The sequence below is a fragment of the Sphingomonas plantiphila genome, from assembly GCF_046000505.1.
Taxonomy (GTDB): domain Bacteria; phylum Pseudomonadota; class Alphaproteobacteria; order Sphingomonadales; family Sphingomonadaceae; genus Sphingomonas; species Sphingomonas plantiphila.
The window spans coordinates 2,196,742-2,215,104 of sequence record NZ_JBELQC010000001.1 but is presented as its reverse complement, the minus strand read 5'-3'; the positions used below and the strand labels follow the sequence as shown (position 1 = coordinate 2,215,104).

General features: G+C 67.9%; 22 protein-coding genes and 1 pseudogene. 7 read left to right on the top strand and 16 right to left on the bottom strand.

The features are described from left to right. Positions 1-6: 6 nt before the first annotated feature. The 9 genes from ABS767_RS10540 to ABS767_RS10500 form a co-directional block, all read right to left on the bottom strand. A complete protein-coding gene (locus ABS767_RS10540) occupies positions 7-1,386 on the bottom strand; it encodes a UDP-N-acetylmuramoyl-tripeptide--D-alanyl-D-alanine ligase (RefSeq protein WP_408078306.1) in 1,380 nt (459 codons plus the stop codon). Next, entirely contained in the window at positions 1,383-2,798 is a 1,416-nt protein-coding gene (locus ABS767_RS10535; RefSeq protein WP_408078305.1) for a UDP-N-acetylmuramoyl-L-alanyl-D-glutamate--2,6-diaminopimelate ligase, read from the bottom strand. The genes ABS767_RS10540 and ABS767_RS10535 overlap by 4 nt, the downstream gene beginning before the upstream one ends. Continuing rightward, the gene (locus tag ABS767_RS10530) at positions 2,795-4,534 is read right to left on the bottom strand and encodes a peptidoglycan D,D-transpeptidase FtsI family protein (protein ID WP_408078304.1); all 1,740 of its coding nucleotides are present in this window, start codon (positions 4,532-4,534) and stop codon (positions 2,795-2,797) included. Before ABS767_RS10530 ends, ABS767_RS10535 begins: the two co-directional genes overlap by 4 nt. After that, positions 4,531-5,130 (bottom strand): hypothetical protein, encoded by a 600-nt coding sequence (locus ABS767_RS10525; protein WP_408078303.1) that lies wholly within the window; start codon positions 5,128-5,130, stop codon positions 4,531-4,533. The genes ABS767_RS10530 and ABS767_RS10525 overlap by 4 nt, the downstream gene beginning before the upstream one ends. A gap of 13 nt (positions 5,131-5,143) precedes the next feature. Further along, positions 5,144-6,082: a 16S rRNA (cytosine(1402)-N(4))-methyltransferase RsmH gene (gene rsmH, locus ABS767_RS10520; RefSeq protein ID WP_408078685.1), complete on the bottom strand. Its 939-nt coding sequence runs from the start codon at positions 6,080-6,082 to the stop codon at positions 5,144-5,146. Positions 6,083-6,099: 17 nt separating this feature from the next. Then, entirely contained in the window at positions 6,100-6,609 is a 510-nt protein-coding gene (locus tag ABS767_RS10515) for a division/cell wall cluster transcriptional repressor MraZ (RefSeq protein ID WP_408078302.1), read from the bottom strand. 343 nt (positions 6,610-6,952) lie between these two features. Further along, the gene (locus tag ABS767_RS10510; protein ID WP_408078301.1) at positions 6,953-7,258 is read right to left on the bottom strand and encodes a hypothetical protein; all 306 of its coding nucleotides are present in this window, start codon (positions 7,256-7,258) and stop codon (positions 6,953-6,955) included. Positions 7,259-7,326: 68 nt separating this feature from the next. Next, on the bottom strand, positions 7,327-8,316 hold the full coding sequence (locus ABS767_RS10505) for a cysteine synthase A (protein ID WP_408078300.1): 990 nt from the start codon (positions 8,314-8,316) through the stop codon (positions 7,327-7,329). A gap of 83 nt (positions 8,317-8,399) precedes the next feature. Next, the gene (locus tag ABS767_RS10500) at positions 8,400-8,729 is read right to left on the bottom strand and encodes an Mpo1-like protein (protein WP_408078299.1); all 330 of its coding nucleotides are present in this window, start codon (positions 8,727-8,729) and stop codon (positions 8,400-8,402) included. A gap of 25 nt (positions 8,730-8,754) precedes the next feature. Here ABS767_RS10500 and ABS767_RS10495 point away from each other — a divergent pair, with 25 nt between their 5' ends. Next, entirely contained in the window at positions 8,755-9,264 is a 510-nt protein-coding gene (locus ABS767_RS10495; protein ID WP_408078298.1) for a DNA-deoxyinosine glycosylase, read from the top strand. 33 nt (positions 9,265-9,297) lie between these two features. On the opposite strand, the gene ABS767_RS10490 is transcribed toward ABS767_RS10495, so the two are convergent. Next, the gene (locus ABS767_RS10490; RefSeq protein WP_408078297.1) at positions 9,298-9,666 is read right to left on the bottom strand and encodes a DUF6481 family protein; all 369 of its coding nucleotides are present in this window, start codon (positions 9,664-9,666) and stop codon (positions 9,298-9,300) included. 277 nt (positions 9,667-9,943) lie between these two features. Here ABS767_RS10490 and ABS767_RS10485 point away from each other — a divergent pair, with 277 nt between their 5' ends. The 6 genes from ABS767_RS10485 (at position 9,944) to aat (ending at position 14,716) form a co-directional block, all read left to right on the top strand. After that, positions 9,944-11,248, top strand: a complete 1,305-nt coding sequence (locus tag ABS767_RS10485) for a DNA polymerase Y family protein (protein ID WP_408078296.1) — start codon at positions 9,944-9,946, stop codon at positions 11,246-11,248. A gap of 98 nt (positions 11,249-11,346) precedes the next feature. Then, positions 11,347-11,733, top strand: coding sequence for a hypothetical protein (locus ABS767_RS10480; RefSeq protein WP_408078295.1), 387 nt, complete (start codon positions 11,347-11,349; stop codon positions 11,731-11,733). Between the two features lie 122 nt (positions 11,734-11,855). Next, positions 11,856-12,314, top strand: a complete 459-nt coding sequence (locus ABS767_RS10475; RefSeq protein ID WP_408078294.1) for a carboxymuconolactone decarboxylase family protein — start codon at positions 11,856-11,858, stop codon at positions 12,312-12,314. Continuing rightward, a complete protein-coding gene (locus ABS767_RS10470; protein WP_408078293.1) occupies positions 12,311-13,177 on the top strand; it encodes a sigma-70 family RNA polymerase sigma factor in 867 nt (288 codons plus the stop codon). Before ABS767_RS10475 ends, ABS767_RS10470 begins: the two co-directional genes overlap by 4 nt. Positions 13,178-13,220: 43 nt before the next feature. After that, positions 13,221-13,955: a ParA family protein gene (locus ABS767_RS10465; protein WP_408078292.1), complete on the top strand. Its 735-nt coding sequence runs from the start codon at positions 13,221-13,223 to the stop codon at positions 13,953-13,955. Next, on the top strand, positions 13,952-14,716 hold the full coding sequence (gene aat, locus ABS767_RS10460) for a leucyl/phenylalanyl-tRNA--protein transferase (protein WP_408078291.1): 765 nt from the start codon (positions 13,952-13,954) through the stop codon (positions 14,714-14,716). The genes ABS767_RS10465 and aat overlap by 4 nt, the downstream gene beginning before the upstream one ends. A gap of 35 nt (positions 14,717-14,751) precedes the next feature. Here the strand turns inward: aat and ABS767_RS10455 are convergent. The 6 genes and pseudogenes from ABS767_RS10455 to ABS767_RS10430 all read right to left on the bottom strand — a co-directional run. Further along, positions 14,752-14,985 (bottom strand): annotated as a pseudogene (locus ABS767_RS10455) (DUF2155 domain-containing protein); the annotation flags it as partial. Positions 14,986-15,173: 188 nt separating this feature from the next. Continuing rightward, positions 15,174-15,566, bottom strand: a complete 393-nt coding sequence (locus tag ABS767_RS10450; RefSeq protein WP_408078290.1) for an NADH:ubiquinone oxidoreductase subunit NDUFA12 — start codon at positions 15,564-15,566, stop codon at positions 15,174-15,176. 42 nt (positions 15,567-15,608) lie between these two features. After that, the gene (locus ABS767_RS10445) at positions 15,609-16,571 is read right to left on the bottom strand and encodes an alpha/beta hydrolase (RefSeq protein ID WP_408078289.1); all 963 of its coding nucleotides are present in this window, start codon (positions 16,569-16,571) and stop codon (positions 15,609-15,611) included. Positions 16,572-16,630: 59 nt separating this feature from the next. After that, on the bottom strand, positions 16,631-17,092 hold the full coding sequence (locus tag ABS767_RS10440) for a DUF192 domain-containing protein (protein ID WP_408078684.1): 462 nt from the start codon (positions 17,090-17,092) through the stop codon (positions 16,631-16,633). Positions 17,093-17,099: 7 nt separating this feature from the next. Beyond that, positions 17,100-17,690, bottom strand: a complete 591-nt coding sequence (locus ABS767_RS10435; protein ID WP_408078288.1) for a cold-shock protein — start codon at positions 17,688-17,690, stop codon at positions 17,100-17,102. A gap of 133 nt (positions 17,691-17,823) precedes the next feature. After that, positions 17,824-18,348, bottom strand: a complete 525-nt coding sequence (locus ABS767_RS10430) for a regulatory protein RecX (RefSeq protein ID WP_408078287.1) — start codon at positions 18,346-18,348, stop codon at positions 17,824-17,826. Positions 18,349-18,363 lie beyond the last annotated feature (15 nt).

Here is an 18,363-nt window from a genome sequence, read left to right as displayed (position 1 = left end):
GTTGCGCTAATCCCTTCCCGCCAGCGCCGCCACGACCCGCGACAGCCCGACCCCGTTCGAACCCTTGATGAGGACCGCGTCCCCCGGCCGCAGCATCGCATCGATGCGCTCGCGGGCACTCGCGGCGTCGGCCACATGAACGAATTCGACCCGCCCCTCAAGCGCCCGCGCGAGCGGCGCCATCCCTTCGCCGACAAGAACCACCGCTTCGACGCCCGCGGCGACGATCGGGTCGGCAAGACCGCGATGATAGGCGTCGGATTGATCGCCCAGTTCGCGCATTTCGCCCAGCACCGCGACGCGTCGGGTCGCGGGCGCCGCGGACAGGACCTCAAGCGTCGCGCGCATCGAAGTCGGGTTGGCGTTATAACTCTCGTCGATCACCAGCGCGTCGCCGCCATCGACCTTGGTCGCGAAGCGCGCGCCCCGCCCGGCCAGCCCGCCCATCTCGCCGAGCGCAAGACCCGCCTGCTCCAGATCGCCGCCCGCCGCGTCGACCGCCGCCAGCACCGCCATCGCATTGGCGACCCAGTGATCTCCCGGCTGCGACAGGGTAAAGCTCAACGTGCGATCCACCCCGATCTGCGCGGTGACGAAGGTGCCCCCGCGCTCCTGCGGAATGATCTCGATCGCGCTCACATCGGCGCCGTCCTTCAACCCGAAGGTCACGATGCGGCCCGCATGCCCCTCCGCCGCAGCGATCAGGCGGTCGCGATAGGGGCTATCGAACGGCACGATCGCGGTCCCGCCGGGCACCAGCCCCTGGAAAATCTCGCCCTTGGCGTCGGCGATCGCTTCGACACTGTCGAAGAATTCGGTGTGCGCGGGCGCGATGGTGGTGACGATGGCGATGTGCGGGCGCACCATATGCGTCAGCGCCAGCAGCTCGCCGGCATGGTTCATCCCCATCTCGAACACGCCGAAGCGCGTGTCGCGCGGCATCCGTGCGAGCGACAGCGGCACTCCGGTATGATTGTTGTAGCTCTTGAGCGACCGGTGCGCCCCGCCCGGATCGGCGCGGTCGAGGCATTCGAACAGCGCCTCCTTGGTCCCGGTCTTGCCCACCGATCCGGTCACGCCGATCACCACCCCGGTCATCCGCTTGCGGCTCGCGCGGGCGAGGTTTTCCAGTGCAACCGTCGTATCGCCGGTCAGGATATGCGGGTGCCGCGTCTCCTGCGAAACCACCGCCCCCGCCGCACCGCTGGCGAACGCCTGGTCGAGGAAGCGATGCCCGTCGGTCGTTTCGCCGGTCAGCGCGAAGAACAACGCGCCCGGCCCCACTTCGCGGCTGTCGAACGCGACGGCTTCGACATCGAACTCGGCCGAAGCAGTTCCGCCGGTGGCAGCGGCAATCTCGCCCGAGGTCCACAGCGGCTCGCTCATGCCGCCGCCTCCCGCGCGACGCTGACATCGTCGAACGGCAGCACCATGTCGCCGACGATCTGGCCCTGCTCATGCCCCTTGCCCGCGATCAGCACGATGTCCGCGGGTCCGGCCGCCGCGACTGCTGCAGTGATCGCCGCACGGCGGTCGCCGATCTCGGTCGCGCCCGGACAGCCCTTGATGACCTGGCGGCGGATCGTCGCGGCATCTTCGCCGCGCGGATTGTCGTCGGTGACGATCACCATGTCGGCGCCCGAACAGGCGGCAATGCCCATCGGCTCGCGCTTGCCGATGTCGCGGTCGCCGCCCGCGCCGAACACGATGATCAGCCGCCCGGCAGCGTGCGGCTTCAACGCCGCGATCGCCGCCTCGATCGCGTCGGGCGTATGCGCATAGTCGACATAGACCGGCGCTCCGCTCTTGCAGATCGCCGCGCGCTCCAGCCGCCCGCGCACCGGCCGCAATCGCGCGAGGTTGGCGATGGTCTCCGCCTGATCGCCCCCGGTTGCGATCACCAGCCCGGCCGCGACCAGCGCATTCGCCGCCTGATATCCGCCGATCAGCGGCAGGCTGACGCGGTGCTCCACCCCGCCTGCGGCAACCACCAGCTTCTGGTCGAGCAAGGTCGGCTCGCGCGAGACGAGGCGCAGCGTGTCGCCATGCTCGCCGACGGTAAGTATCCGGTTCCCACGCATCCGCGCGATGTCGATCACGCGCTCGCTGTGCGGATCGTCCGCCCAAACCACCACCGCGCCGTCGGGATCGAGCACGTCGGCGAACAGGCGCAGCTTGGCGGTGAAATAATCCGCCATGTCCTTGTGATAGTCGAGGTGATCGCGGCTGAGGTTGGTGAACGCCGCGGCGCGAACTGGCAAACCCTCGGTCCGGTACTGTGACAGGCCGTGGCTCGATGCTTCGAACGCCAGATGCGTCACGCCCTCGCGAGCGAGCCCCGCGACGTTGGACAGGAAGGTGACGACGTCGGGCGTGGTCAGCCCGGTCGACACCATCTCGCTCGCCGTGGTGACGCCCAGCGTGCCGATCGACGCAGCATGATGCCCGGCCATCAGCCACAGCTGGCGCACCATCTCGACCGTCGACGTCTTGCCGTTGGTCCCGGTGACCGCGACCGATGTTTCGGGGAACGGCGCAAAGAATTTCGCCGCGATCCGCGCGAATTCGGTGCGCGGATGGTCGCTCGCGATATGCGCCGCGCCCTCGACCTTCACCTCGGGCCGCGCGACCACCGCCACAGCGCCGCGCGCGATCGCATCGGGAATGAATTCCTCGCCGTTGAAGCGGGTGCCGCGAAACGCGCCGAATATCGTGCCAGGCGCAACCTTGCGGTGGTCGATCGCGAAGCCCGTGACGATATCCTGCTCGCCGTTGCCGGTAAGTTCGCCCAGCCTCACTCGTCCGCCCCCGCGCCGAGCGCCGCGGCTGCGGGCTTGGCCTTCGCATCCGGCTCCCACAGCAGCGGGGTGAGGTCAGAGACGTCGACGTCCCGGCGTTCGTCGGGCACCACGCCCAGCATCGCGCCGGTCCGCATCACCACGCGGTTGACGACGGGGGCGGCGGTCCAGCCTGCGGTGGTCTGGCCCGCGGACTGTGCATTTCCAATCGGCGAATCGAGCATCACCAGCACCACATAGCGCGGTGCGTCCATCGGGAAAGCCGCTGCGAAGGTCGAGACGTTCTTGTTCCGTTGATAACCGCCGCGGCCCGGCACCTCGGCGGTGCCGGTCTTGCCGCCGACGCGATAGCCCGGCGCATTCGCCTTGCTGCCCGTTCCATGCGTGACGATCAGGCGCAGCAGCTGGCGCATCCGCGCGCTCGTCGCCTCGGAAATCACGCGCTGGCCGGCGGGCGCCTTGCCCGGCTCGATCTTGTGCAGCGTCGCCGGGCGCCACACCCCGCCATTGACCATCGCGGCATAGGCGCTGGCCAGGTGCAGCGGGGTCACCGCGATGCCATGGCCATAGGCGGTGGTCATCACCGTGGTGCGCGCCCAATATTGCGGCCACAGCGGCTTGGCGGCACCGTTCAGCTCGATCGGCATGCGGTCGTGGAAGCCCAGGCGCTGGAACATCGCCGCCATCCGGTCCTTGCCCAGTTCGTCGGCGATCCGCGCGGTGGCGATGTTCGACGAATGGATCAGCGTCTCGGGAATGTTCAGCCAGCGCTTCTGCGCATGGTCGTCGCGGATGCGGAACGCGCCGACCTGCAGCGGCTGGGTGGCGTCGTAGCGCTTGGCCATCGACGGCGCGACCCCGCTCTCGATCGCGAACGCCATCGTCAGCGGCTTGAAGGTGGAGCCGAGCTCATAGACGCTCTGCGTGACATTGTTGCGAAAATGCTCGGGGTTCGCCCCCTTGACGTTGTTCGGGTTGAACGTCGGCAGCGACGTCATCGCCATCACCTCGCCCGTCGCGACGTCGAGGATCACGCCCGCCGCGCCACGCGCCTGAAAGCTCGTCATCGCCGCGCCCAGCTCGCTCTCCAGCGCCGCCTGCGCGCGCAGATCGATCGACAGCGCGACCGGCTGGCCGCGCCGCGCCGGGTCGGTCAGCTGCTTGTTCAGGATCAGTTCGGCGCCGCTGATCCCCTTACCGTCGAAATCGACGAAGCCCAGTGCGTGCGCCGCCAGCGTCGCCTGCGGATAGAGCCGCTGCGGCTCGCGCGCGAACTCGATCCCCGGCTCGCCCAGCGCATGGACCGCGGCGACCAGCTCGGGCACCGCGCGGCGCTTCAGATAGGTGAATTTGGCGTTGCTGTTCAAAAGCTTGGCATATTCGCTCGCGCTCGCCCCCGGCAATGTCGCAGCCAGCATCTGCGCCAGCTGCGCCTTGTCGCCGATCACCCGGTCGGGCCGCACGCCGATCGACCAGGCGTCGATCGTCCGCGCGAGCGGCGCGCCGTTCCGGTCGACGAGGTCGCCGCGCAGCGGCACCAGCATCGCGTTGACGCTGGTCGCCTGTGCCGGTTCGGCCATCACCGCAAGCAGCGCCAGCCGCGCGATGATCACCGTGATCGCGGCGGCGAACAGCAAGGTCAGGATCATCAGTCGCACATGCGCGACCGCCATCGGCGCGGCACGCTGGCCGTCGCGGGACCGCAGGCGCGGCGCGGGGGCGACGAGCACCGTCACCGGATTTTCGTCGCCTCCGCGCGAACGCCCTTCATCAGGTCGCCGAAGCTCGAATCCTTGAGCAGCTTGCGATCGAGCATCGCGACTGCCTCGTCCTTGGCGACGCGCGCAGGTGCGGCGACGGCCGCGGCCAGCTTCTCCGGCTGCCGGGCGACGGCCTCGACCTTCGCGGTGGCGACGGCCGCGACAGGCTTGGGCGTCGGCGCCACCGCGTCGGATGCCGTTTGCGCCGTGCCCGTCACCACGTCAGGCAAACCCTGCGGCACGATCATCGCGGCATAGCGCTCGGCCATGCCGTCGCCTTCCATCGGACGCAGCCCGGCCAGCTCGGTATCGCTCGCCAGGAACTGGCGCGGCGTCGGCGCGGTGTAGCGCATCACCTCGCCGTTCCACCGCTCGAGCTGCGCCAGGTTGGCGCGCGTGTCGAACTCGGTTTCCAGACCGCGAATATCCTTGCGCGCCTTCACGATCGCGCGCTCGACCGCCTCGACCTTCGATCGTTCGGCCGCAACCTGCGACGACACCAGATAGCATGCCGGCGCCACGACCACGCCGGTCAGGAACCACCCGAACCCGTTCAACGCCTTGATCGCCACCTTCGCCTCCCAGTCACTGCCACGCCGGTGCTGCGGTGCGGCGGGCGACGCGCAACGTCGCCGACCGTGCCCGCGGGTTCACCGCAATCTCGTCCTCGCTCGGCCGCACCGCCTTCGCGGGCGTCTCGAAGCTCGGTGCCCGCGCCGCCGTCACCGCCGGGCGATGCCGCGATCCCGCCGGCTCGCTCCCGCTGCGCTCGCGCAGGAATTTCTTGACCATCCGGTCCTCCAGGCTGTGGAACGTCACCACCGCCAGCCGGCCCCCGGGCTTCAGCGCCCGCTCGGCCGCAGCCAGCCCTTCCTCGAGCTCGTCGAGCTCGCGGTTGAGGTGGATCCGGATCGCCTGGAAGGTCCTTGTGGCCGGGTCCTTCTTCTCGTGCGGACGATAGCCGAGCGCCCGCCGCACCACGTTGGCCAGGTCCCCGGTGCGCGCGTGGGGCCGTGCCTTCACGATCGCTTGTGCCACACGTCGGGCCTGTTTTTCTTCCCCGTAATTCCGCAATATCGTGGTTAAATCGGACTCACTGATTTCGTTAACCAATTCGGCCGCGGTCATGCCCGACTGGTCCATCCGCATGTCCAGCGGCCCGTCGCTCTGAAAGCTGAACCCCCGCTCGGCCTGGTCGAGCTGCATCGACGACACCCCGATGTCGAGCGTCACGCCGTCGACCGGCGCCAGCCCGCGGATTTCCAGTTCGCGATCCATCGCGGAAAACGGCGCCTGGATCAGGATCAGGCGGTTTTCGCTTTCCGCAACAAGGGCTTGGCCGCCTTCGATCGCGCTTGGGTCGCGATCGAAAGCGGCCACCTCGGCGCCCCGCTCGAGGAACGCGCGTGTATAGCCGCCGGCGCCGAACGTGGCGTCGACGTGCCGCTCGCCGGGCTGGATGGCGAGGCCATCGAGCACCGCCGCCAACAGCACCGGAATATGTGGACGATCCTGGTTAACGATCGGGCTGGCGGACGCGCTCACAGCACCACCCCCTTTTCCTCGAGGCTGAAGCGGCAAGCGATCTTCAGCTTCTCGGAGATCGACGGATTGTCGAGCAGCGTCTTGGGATTCCAGATCTCGATCATCGCGCCCACGCCGACGAAGAAGGCGTAGGAGGATTTGGGAATGCCGCCGATCCGGCCGAGGATCGCGGGCATCACGAAGCGGCCCGAAGGATCGAACGCGATATTCTCGCTCGTTCCCACGCCGTCGCGCCAGATATTATAGTCGACCTGCCCGCGATCGCCCGCAAATTCGAGCGCGCGCGCGTCGAGCCGCTCCATCATCGCATTGAAATGGGGTTCGTCATAGGCGACCAGGCACTCGTCGGTCTCGTGCGTCGCCAGGATCGCAACGCGCGCTTCCTTGCTGTCGGTCGGCAGGCCGCTGTTCTTCTCCAGCGCGGCGCGCAGCGCTGCGGGGATGGCGACGCGACCCTTGTCGTCCACCATCTGCAACCCCACGCCTCTGTAGCCGCTCCGCGCCACGCTCGCCCCTTTTGGCGGGCACACCTTCCCCGTCTCCGGAACCGCGTCGTTACGTCGCTCCCGGACCGTTAACGGCCGACGATAAAGGTCACCCTGTGTACCGCTGGCGTATCGCAAGCGATCCAGGTTTTCAATGCCTCTACTCGGGATTTCGCGGTAAAAAGCCCCACTTGGCGCCACTTCTTGCCGCTGTATTCACTTCATTCGTTAAGTGAACACGTTATGTTCCTGCGGTCCAGCGGCGGCGGCCTCAGGACAGAGCCGCTCCTGCAGGCGCGAACCGCGCCAGTGGCGGAATTTCCCGGAAATTCCCGCGCGAACCGGATCGGGCGCGGCTGACGGGTCATTTCTCGGGGATCGGATAGGGGGTGATTTCCGGCGCCGGGGTTTCGGCGGTGCGCGGCGCGATGCCCAGTTCGGCGATCGGCTCGTCCTTGGGAAGCGCCGCGCTGTTGGTCATCACGCCGTCGGTCATGTTGGCGACGACATCAGGCTTGGACGCCCCGTCGGCGACCACCGGGTCCTCATTATCGGCAGAGGTGAAGATCGCACTCGCCACGCCGATCAACAGCAGCACGGTGGCCAGCCCGGTCAATCCGACGCGGACTCGCTGCATGCTCGATTGTGGATCGGTGGGTAACGACTTCATGGCTGTGGCATAAATGTAACGCCTTAACAGCCGATTGTCGAACGGGAGTTTGACGGGCCGCCAGCCTGTCAGGCGTCGAGCCATTCGGGCACCGCCAGCCCCTTCGCGCGCAGCCACTCCGCATTGTACAGCGTCGAAAGATAGCGAAACCCGGTATCGCACAGGATCGTCGCGACCCGCGCCCCCGGCCCCAGCTCGCGCCCCAGCCGCACCGCGCCCGCGACGTTGATCCCCGACGACAGGCCGAGGCACAGCCCTTCCTCGGCGAGCAGGCGGCGGACCCACTCCATCCCCTCGGCATCGCTGATGCGGAACTGCGTATCGATCGGCGCACCCTCCAGGTTCGCGGTGATCCGCCCCTGCCCGATCCCTTCGGCGACCGACGACCCCTCGGCCTTCAGCTCGCCGGTCGCGTAATAGGAATACAGCGCCGCGCCATGCGGATCGGACAGCGCGATGCGGATCTTCTCGTCCTTTTCCTTGAGGCCGAGCCCCACCCCGGCGATCGTCCCGCCGGTCCCGGCAGCACAGGTAAAGCCGTCGATGCGGCCCTCCATCTGCGTCCAGATCTCCTCGGCCGTGCCGACGATATGCGCGCGGCGATTGGCGATATTGTCGAACTGGTTCGCCCAGATCGCGTTCGGCGTCTCCTCGGCGATGCGGCGGCTGGTGTGCACGAAATGCCCGGGGTTCGAATAGGGCGCCGCCGGCACCAGCACCAGCTCCGCCCCCAGCGCGCGCAGCGTGTCCATCTTCTCGCGACTCTGCGTCTCGGGCATAACGATGATCGTCTTGTAGCCCTTGGCGTTGGCCACCAGCGCCAGGCCGATCCCGGTGTTCCCCGCCGTCCCCTCGACGATCGTGCCGCCCGGCTGGATCAGCCCGCGCTCCTCGGCATCCTCGACGATGGACAGCGCCGCGCGATCCTTGACGCTCGCGCCCGGATTAGCGAACTCGCACTTGCCGAAAATGTCGCAGCCCGCAGCCTCGCTCGGCCCCTTCAGCCGCACCAGCGGGGTATTGCCGATCAGCGCGATCGTATCATTTGCTACATGCATCCGCCGAACATAGGCACGGCCCCCGCCCGCGCAAGCAAGCGAAACTATGTGCGTGGTTCAGCAGAGCTGGTCCCGCACCGGCATCAACCCACTACCCCAGCCTGCTTCAGGTGCGGCCCCAATCGCCCGGTCAGCCACAGGAAGAACATGCGATAATCGCTCACCAGCGACCACGTCGGATAGGTGAAGGTCGCCGGCCGGTTGCGCTCCACCGCGAAATGCGCGCCCCAGGCAAAGCCATAGCCCGCCAGCGGGATCGCCACGAACCACCACGCATTCCACGCCAGCCCCGCCGCCAGCGCGACAAAGGTCAGCGCCGTCCCGGCATAATGCAGCGCGCGCGTCTGTGGCCTGGCATGTTCGCGCAGATAATGCGGCCAGAACTCGGCATAGCGGGTGATCGCGCGGGCCATGCCCCGATGCTAGGACGGCGCCACCATGCAATCAATCCCACGCAAATCCAGCTTCCCCCCGGTCACCGACGCGCGCACCCGCATCCTGATCTGCGGCAGCTTGCCGGGCGAGCGCAGCCTCGCCGAACAGCGCTATTACGCGCACCCGCAAAACCAGTTCTGGGCACTGGTCGGCGCGGTGATCGGCCATGAAGACCTTCCCGCCCTCACCTATGAAGCCCGCCTCGCCGCGCTGCGCGACGCGCGCATCGGCCTGTGGGATGCGGTCGCCAGCGCCACGCGCACCGGCAGCAGCGATGCCGCGATCGCCGCGGTCGAGCCGAACGATCTCGCCACCCTAGCCACCCGCCTGCCCGATCTGCGCGCCATCGCCTTCAACGGCGCCACCGCGCATCGCCTCGGCCTGCGCCAGCTGGGGGACGCGGCACAGCGGTGGACGATCCTCCCGCTCCCCTCGTCCAGCCCGCTCCACACCGTCGGCATCGCGGCAAAGCTGCCCGCTTGGCTCGCGTTGCGGGAGGTGCTGGGCGATTAATCCGGCCGACAGACGCCAGGCCGGGGGCCGCGCTTACTTCCGCGCCTTGCGCGCCGCATAGCGGGCATCGCGCGCCGCCTTCATCTCCGCCGCGCTCGGCGGAGCCAGCCGCGCAGCCTTCAGCGCCGCGGCTTCGGCTGCAGCAGCTTCCTCTTCCTCGCGTTTGATGCGCGCGGCTTCGGCCAGCGCCGCCTTCTCGGCCTTCGCCTTCGCGATCGCCTCGGCCTTGGCCGCACGCGCCTCGGCCTGTGCCTTCTCCTTGGCCTCGGCCGCCTCGCGCCGCGCCTGCGCTACGGCAGGGTCGATGGGCGGCTTGGCCTTCAGCTTGGCCAGCGCCTTTTCACGCGCCTTTGCGGCCAGCGCGGTGCGTTCCTGAAACGAAGGTTCTTTATATGACGGCACGAAGGTTCCTTGAACGGTTGAAGCGGGGCGCACCGCCCGCGCTGGCACGGTCGCCGATTAAACCGGCAACGGCCCTGCGACGAAAGCGGATGCGATTGAATGGACGCGCTATAGCCGATTGGGCGCCGCCAATTCAATCCATCCCGCGCAGCCGTGTCGATTGACCGCAGTCCACGCCCCCTCATATGCATCCGCGTTCGCGACAGCATCCGATTTTGGGTCCCAGATCTGCGCGTGAATGGCGTGACTCGTCGCCCCGTTCCGCTATTGTTCCGAAATGGCCGACCCGGCGTTCCTCTCCCTGCCGCCCCGTCCGCTGCGCTGGCTGTATCTCGATCTCAACAGCTACTTCGCCAGTGTCGAGCAGCAGCTGAACCCCGATCTGCGCGGCCGGCCGATCATCGTCGCGCCGGTGGACAGCGACACCACCGTCGCCATCGCCGCATCGGTCGAGGCAAAGAAATACGGCATCCGCACCGGCACCCCGGTGTGGGAGGCGAAGCGGCTGTGCCGCGACCTGATCGTCACCCCCGGCCAGCACGCCAAATATGTCGAGTTCCACGAGGCGATCGTCGCGGAGATCTGGCGCCATATCCCCGTCACCGCAGTTTGTTCGATCGACGAGGTGGCGTGCCGTCTGCTCGACAACGAGAACGACCCCGACACCGCGATGGCGCTGGCGCGGCGGATCAAGGCCGGGATTCGCCGCGAAGTGGGCGATTGCCTGACCAGCTCGGTCGGCATCGCCCCCAACCGCCTGTTGGCCAAGCTCGCCAGCGACATGGAAAAGCCCGACGGCCTTACCGTGCTGTCGCAGGAGATGCTGCCCGACCGGCTGTTCAGCCTCAAGCTGCGCGACATCGCCGGGATCGGCGCGAAGATGGAAAAACGGCTGGCACAGCAGGGCATTCTCGACATCGGCCAGCTCTGCGATCGCCGCCCCCGCGATGCCGGATCCGCCTGGGGCGGGGTCAATGGCGACCGGCTCTGGTATCTGCTCCACGGCTTCGACCTGCCCGAAAAGCCGACGCAGAACCGCACCATTGGCCACAGCCATGTGCTCAGCCCCCGCAAGCGCGGGCTGGAACCGGTCCGCCTCACCGCGCGCCGCCTGGCGCTCAAATCCGCCAGCCGCCTGCGGCGCAAGGGCTATGTCAGCCGGCTGCTCGTGCTTCACGCCAAGTGGGAGGACGACAAGTCGGTGTGGCGCACCTCGATCAAGCTGCCCGCGACGCAGGACAGCTTCGCCGTGCTCGCCGCGCTCGACGCGATCTTCCCCCGGCTTGCGGCGGCGGGCCGGGAACGCCCCGGCGGCTTCGCGATCCGCATGATCGGCGTCACGCTGGCGGAGATCGCACCGCTGGGCGCGGCGCAGGATTCGTTGTTCGCCGCGCTCGACCCCAACGATCCGCTGGCACGCGAAACCCGGACGCTATCGCTCAGCAAGGCGATGGATTCGCTCAACGAGAAGTTCGGGCGCCACGCCGTCTCGGTCGGGCCGATGGACGGCAGCCGTACCGACCGCGTGGGAACGAAAATTGCGTTCGGCCGCATACCGGATCTGGATGAATTTCACGAGTGACACATGATATTATATCGATGCGACGCAAAACGAGATTGCTATAGGCTATCCTTACTATCTTGACCGGCGATGCTGCATGCGCAAAGGGGAGTGCCGCTATGAACATGCGCCTCCTCCCCGCCGCCATCGCGATCGCGCTCCTGCCGCTCGCGGCCTGTAAACCCGAACCCGAAGTTGTCAGCGAACGCGCTCCGGATCCCATGGAATCGCAGCTCGCGAACGCCGCTCCGGTCGAACTGCCGCCGGCGATCAAGGCCAGCGTCTCGATGCGCTGCCAGCCGGGCAACGCGCTGGTCTATGCCGAGTTTTTCGAGGGCGACAAGCTGGTCAAGCTGCGCACCGAAAAGGGCGGCACGCCCACCGATCTCAAGGCTCCAGAAGCAGGCCAGCCCTTCACCGCCGACGGCGGCTGGAAGCTGACCGGCAGCTCGACCTCGGCCACCGTCGAGATCCCGGGCAAGGGCACGCTGAACTGCAAGGGCTAAAGCGCCCAATCCCATTCATTCGATCGAAAGAGCCGGTGCAAACCGGCTCTTTTTTTTGTCCGCATGTCACATGCGCCGCTGCCGTCTCGTCATGTCGATGCAACCCAGCAAGGAGCATGACCATGACCGCCAAACTCGATCCCTTCGCCGCCGCTCCGGCCGTGATGAAATCCTGGTTCGCCGCCTCCGCCGCGATTGCCGCCAGCCTCGAACCCGCGCTGGTCGAACTGGTGAAGATCCGCGCCTCGCAGATCAACCAGTGCGCCAACTGCCTCAACCTCCACACCGTCGAGGCCCGCGCCCAGGGCGAGAGCGAACAGCGCATCTACCTCCTCTCCGCCTGGCGCGAAGCCCCTTGCTACACCCCGCGCGAGCGCGCCGCGCTCGGCTGGACCGAAGCCTTGACGCGCCTCTCCGAAGGACACACCCATCACGAAGCCTATGACGCGCTCGCGGCGGAGTTCAGCGAGGAGGAGCAGGTGAAGCTTACCTTGATGATCAACGTGATCACGGGCTGGAACCGGCTGGCAGTGGGCTTCGATATGTGGATCGAACCCGCAGCGGCAAAGGCGGCGGCGTGACGCCCCAGCAACTTGAGGGCGCAGCGGACTCGTTCGATCCGCTGCGCCCCAAACTCCTCCGCGTCGCCTATCGCATGCTCGGCTCGGTCGCCGATGCCGAGGACGTGGTGCAGGAGGCGTTCATCCGCTGGATGGCGACCGACCGGACCGCGGTCCGCGTGCCGGAGGCGTTTCTGCGCCGCACCGTAACCCGCCTCTGTCTTGACCAGCTCAAATCCGCGCGGCACCGGCGCGAGACCTATATCGGCCCCTGGCTGCCCGACCCTGTGGTCGAGGAGGCGCCGGACGACGACGTCACGTTGCCGCTCATGCTCGCGCTCGAACGTCTCTCCCCGCTCGAACGCGCCGCGTTCCTGCTGCACGACGTGTTCGGCGTCGCGTTCGACGAGGTCGCCACGACGCTCGACCGCGACGCCGCCGCCTGTCGCCAGCTCGCCGCCCGCGCGCGCGACCATGTCCGCGCCGCGCGCCCGCGTTTCCGGGTCGAGCAGCAGCGCGGGCTCGAGATCGCAGAGGCGTTCTTCGCGGCCTCGCGTACCGGCGACATGACCGCACTGGGTGCGATGCTGGCTGACGATGTCAGCGTCCATTCCGACGGCGGCGGCAAGCGCCCGGCGGCGATCCGCCTCGTGCTCGGTCTGCGCCACGTGCTGAAGCTGCACAAATCGCTCGCCGTCCTGTTCCGCAAATATGGCTCGCACCTGTTGCGGACCGGCTTCGTCAACGGCCTGCCCGGCTTCGTGACGATGGAGGCCGATGGCGAGATCCAGACCACCGCGCTCGATATCGCCGACGGCCGCATCGTCGCGATCTACATCATGCGCAATCCCGACAAGCTGCGCCACCTTTCGGCGTTGCACTAGCCGCCGCCATTCGCCACCTTGGCGCTCAGGAAGGGAGGCGGGTTTGGCGACGATCGCGGTTTACAGCCTGAAGGGCGGCGTCGGCAAAACCTCGCTGGCGGTCAACCTTGCCTGGTGCTCGGCGATGCTCTCGGCGCGGCGCACGCTGCTGTGGGACCTCGATCCCCAGGCCGCCTCGACCTTCCTGCTCGGCGGTACGCCGGGCAAGGCGCAGGCACAGGCGGTGTTCACCAAGGACGTCGAACCATCGAAGCTGGCGCAAGCGACCGCGATCGAGCGGCTCGACCTGATCAACGCCGACGCCTCGCTGCGCGGGCTCGACCTGTTGTTCCACGAACTCGACAAGAAGAAGCGCCTCGCCAAATTGCTGGCCCAACTCGACAGCGCCTATGACCGGATGCTGCTCGACTGCCCGCCGGGCCTCACCGAAACGAGCGAGCAGGTGATGCGCGCCGCCGACCTGATCGTCGTGCCGGTAATCCCCTCCCCGCTCTCGGAACGCGCGCTTGAAGAGGTGACGCGCCATCTCGGCGGGAAGGCAAAGGTGCCGCTGATGCCAGTGCATTCGATGGTCGACCGCCGCCGCAAGCTGCACGCCGAGGCACTGGAGCGTCACCCCGACTGGCCGGTGATCCCGATGGCCAGCATCGTCGAATCGATGGCCGCGCGCCGTGCCCCGCTCGGCGCCTTCGCCCCGCGCAGCCCTGGCGCGCGGGCCGTGGCAACGCTGTGGCAGGCGATCGAGCTGCGCCTGTCGAAGTCCAAGAAGACCAGATGACCCGCGTCACGCCCCGTTCCAGCGATCTCGACCCCGATCTGGTCCTGCGCGCCTATGCGATGGGGGTATTCCCGATGGCCGAGCATCGCGACGATCCCAGCGTCTTCTGGGTCGAGCCGCGCCAGCGTGCGATTCTGCCGCTCGACGGCTTCCATCTCTCCCGCTCGTTGCGCAAGACGATCGCGGGCGATCGCTTCCGCGTCACCGCCGATACCGCGTTCGAGGCGGTGATCGCGCTCTGCGCCGAATCCGCGCCGGACCGCAAGGATACCTGGATCAACCCGGTGATCGAGCGGGTATTCGTATCGCTCCACGCGCGCGGCTTCGCCCACTCGGTCGAATGTTGGGACGGCGATCGGCTGGTCGGCGGGCTTTACGGCCTCGCGCTCGGGCGCGCGTTCTTCGGCGAGAGCATGGTCAGCCGCGCGCGCGACGCATCGAAGGTCGCGATCGCCGCGCTGGTCGCGCGGCTGCGCGTCGGCGGGTTCGCCTTGCTCGACTGCCAGTTCATAACCGACCACCTCGCTTCGCTCGGCGCGGTGGAGATCCCGCGCGAGGATTATCTGGCGCTGCTGTCCGATGCGCTGGGCGAAGGCATCGCCGGGCTCGGCGCCGCCGCCGGCGCCGCCTCCTGCCCCTCACCGGCCGATTTCGGCGCGCTCGACCGCTTGGGCGCGGCGGAGTCCGGCGCACTGCCGCCCACTTCCGTCCCACCGGTGTCGGGGAAGGTCATCGCACAGCTCTTGACCCAGACATCGTAGATCGGGTGCTGCACCACGTTCAGGCCGGGGCGCTCCTTGAACAGCCAGCCGGAAAAGACGCGGCTGAACTTGCCGTCGGTGCCGCGCACATCCACCTGGGCAAAGGCGCCATTATACTGCTCGGTTTCCCACGGCGCGGTCTTCTCGCACGCGCGCAGCCGCACGATCACGTCGCCCGCGCGGACCGCCTGGCCGGGCTTGAGCGTCAGGTCGCGCGCCTCGCCATTGCGCTTGTTGAGCAGGCCGAGCACGGCGACGCGATCCTGCATCGGCGTCGCGCCGGTTACCGATGCCGTCGGCCCGGCATCGATCGCGACGACTTCCTCGCCCGGCGCGGCCTTGGGTTCGATCTCGACCCGGTCGACCACGGGCGCATCGTTGCGCGCCTCCTCGCCCTTTCCGCACGCCGTGAGCGCAAGCGGCGCGAGCAGCAGCGCAGCGGTCAGCGGCAGACGCATCAGGCGCCGGGCGTCCAGGCTTCGTAGTCGCCCGTCGCCGCGACCCGCTTGCCGCCCTTTTCCAGCGCGCCGGCAGGTCGATAGGCCATCGCGGTCCCAGTCATGTTGGGGACGGCGGGCTGCTCCCATTTGCGCACCGGCGGCAGCGCGCGATCGGGCACATCGTCGATCTGGTGGTGCAGCCAGCTGAACCATTCGGGCGGCACGCGGCTCGAATCGTTCGATCCCTTGTAGATCACCCAACGGCGCGGGCGGCCATGCATGTCGGCACCCCCCTGGAAATACAGATTTCCGAGCGCGTCTTCGCCCATCTGATCCTTGCCGCGCAGGCCGACCCAAGTGCCGAAGGTGGAGCCGTTCCACCAGGTGAAGATGTTCGCGAGAATACCCATGGCCCGCGCTTTACGCGGCGCGGGCCGCTCGGGCAACGGCGTTCATCGCTTCACGAACGCGGCGACCGCGTCGACCAGCCCCGGCGCCAGCGGCCGGCTTGCATCGGCATAGGTGGCCAGGTTCGCGGCGCGATCCTCGCTGTCGACCGCCTTCAGCACATGGTTCATCATGGGCAGCGCGACATAATCTGCCTTGGGTGCGGCCGCACGCAGCGCATCGGCATCGGCCTGCGCGACCTGAACGTCGCGCCCGCCCCGCACGATCAGCATCGGCCCGCCATAGGCCTTCGCCAACGCCGCCGGGTCCTGCTTCAGCACATCGATCAGATAGGTCTGCACCCCCGGCGGGAAGTAGGGCGCGATCGCTGGCGGAAGCGCGTCCGCCGCCACCGTCCGCCCGGCCTCGAGCGCGTCCATCATCCCCAGCAGCGAATCGAGGAACGGGGCATTGGCCGGATTTGCGCGGAACTGCTCGCGCATGATCGTGCCCAGCTTGCGCCCCGGCCCGGCAATCAGGATCAGTCCGCAGATATCCGCGTCGCGCTGCCCGGCGGCCAGCGCCACCAGTGCGCCCTCGCTATGCCCGGCAACCCATACGCATTGCGTCCCCGCCCGCGCCTTCAGCACCCGGGTCCAGGCGACGACATCGTCGGCATAGCCGGCGATCGTCGCGCTGTTGGGATCGCTCACCGCCGCACGACTGCCGAACATCCCGCGCTTGTCGACCCGCGCGCTGGTGATCCCCTTGGCGGCGAGACCCTCGGCAAGCTGGCGCAGATAGCCCGCGGTGACCCCCATCGGACTGTTGCCGTCACGATCGGTGGGTCCGGATCCCGGCACGATCAGCACCACCGGCGCGCCCTTGCCCGCGTCCAGCAAGGTCCCGGCCAGCGCGCCCTGCGGACCCGGCGCCTCGATCGCCACGCCGGTTGGCATGCTTTCCTGTGCCAGCGTCGCGTTTGCGCTCAGCACCATCGCTGCAGCTACTCCGACCATCCGAATCATGTTCGCCTCCCTAAATGATGATATCATCTTTATATCACCACCCGGGTTCGCGCAATCGCTTACCAGCGCACGGTGTCCCCCGGCGAAATGCCGAGTTCGCCGGCCCTGCCCCCGGCAAGCTCCAGCACGGCCGCCACCGGCTCGCCCGACGGGACCGGATCGGTCGAATATGGGATCGTATTCTCGGCGATATGCGCGATCGTGCCGTCGGCGCGGATGAAGATGATATCGAGCGGGCTCGGCGTGTCCTTCATCCAGAACGTCGCTTCACGCGGCCCGCCGCCTTCGGGCGGATATGGCGCGAACAGCATCCCCCCGTCGGACGGGATGTCGGTGCGGAACATCAGTCCGCGCTTCTGCTCGTCCGGCGTGCGGGCCAGTTCGACCTTGAAGACGTGCCGCGCCGCTCCCGATTCGATCGTGACGGTCGTCAGCCCCTGCTGCGCTGTCGCAGCGGCTTCCTTGGTCTCTGTCCCCGTGCATCCCGGCAGCAGCGCGCACGCTGCCAGCGCCAGGACCAGTGCGCGGTCAGGCCGGTTCGACCAGGACGGCGAGCGGCCCCTTCTCGCCCTCGACGATGCGGGCACGGAGCGGTTGTTCGGGTTCGACGTCATAAATCTCCGCACGGCGCAGCGTTTCCATATGCACGAATATATCCGCCGAATCGTCGTCGCGCACCAGAAACCCATAGCCTTTGAGCCGGTTGAACCATTTGACGGTCACCGCCTCGAACGGCCCGGCCTCTTCGATCAGCTTCACCCGGTCGATCCGGTCCCCGGCCCCCGGGCGGGTCCGCAGCGGCTCGATCGCATCGGTCAGATCGAGCGAGACGATTTCGCGCGCCTGCAATCCCCGCTCGCGCTGCACCACCGTGCATTCGACCCGCGCGCCTTCGGGCAGGCTGCGACGGCCGAGCGGCTGGAGCACCGAGAAATGAACCAGGATGTCGCCGGCACGCTCGTCGTCGGCAACGATGAATCCGAAGCCGCGGGTCACGTCGAACCACTTCACGGTACCGGACAGGCATTCGTCGCCGACCGCGTCGGCCAGCACCGGCGCGGCGTTCGGCTCCCCCAGGTTTCCAACATCGTGCGAAGCACGGTGCGGGTCGGCTCGCATTACAACATTTCCCCCTGGATCGGGATGTTAACACAGCATTTCCGTAAGGTGCGAATCCTTTGTTACGATCTGTTCAGAAGATCGAGTATGCACCATCGAGCCTGTCGGCACCTCGATTGGGGAAGCTGGGCGGTCAGATCAGGCCATCGACATCCGCATCCGGCTCCATCCGCGCGATCCGCCACGCCAACGCGGGCGAATGTCCCGCGCGCACCATCGCCGCGACCTGCTTGGCGATCGCCTCGCGATCCGCCACCGCTGTCGCATAAGGCCCGATTCGCCGCCGCCTGGCAAAGGCGAGCGCCGTCTCCTCGGCACGCTCCTCGACCTGCGGCGCCACGGCTTCGGCATCGTCGCCCTCGATTCCGGCGTGGCGCAGCGCCTCGCCCACCCGCCGTGCGCCCAATCCGCGTCGCGCCATCGCCGCGGCCTTGGATTCGGCGTACAACCGGTCGTTGATATAGCCCAGTTCGGCAAAGCGTTCGGCGATGGCCTGCGGATCGGCAGGCTCCCCGTCCCACCCGCGCTCGCGGATCTTGCGCGCAAGATAGGCGGTCAGCTTGCCCCGCGTGGTCGCGAATCTCTCGACATAGCGCAGCGCCAGCCGATCGAGCGAAGCGCGGTCGAGCGGGGGGATGGGACGACGTGAGGAGCGCATGCGCCTTGTTTGTGC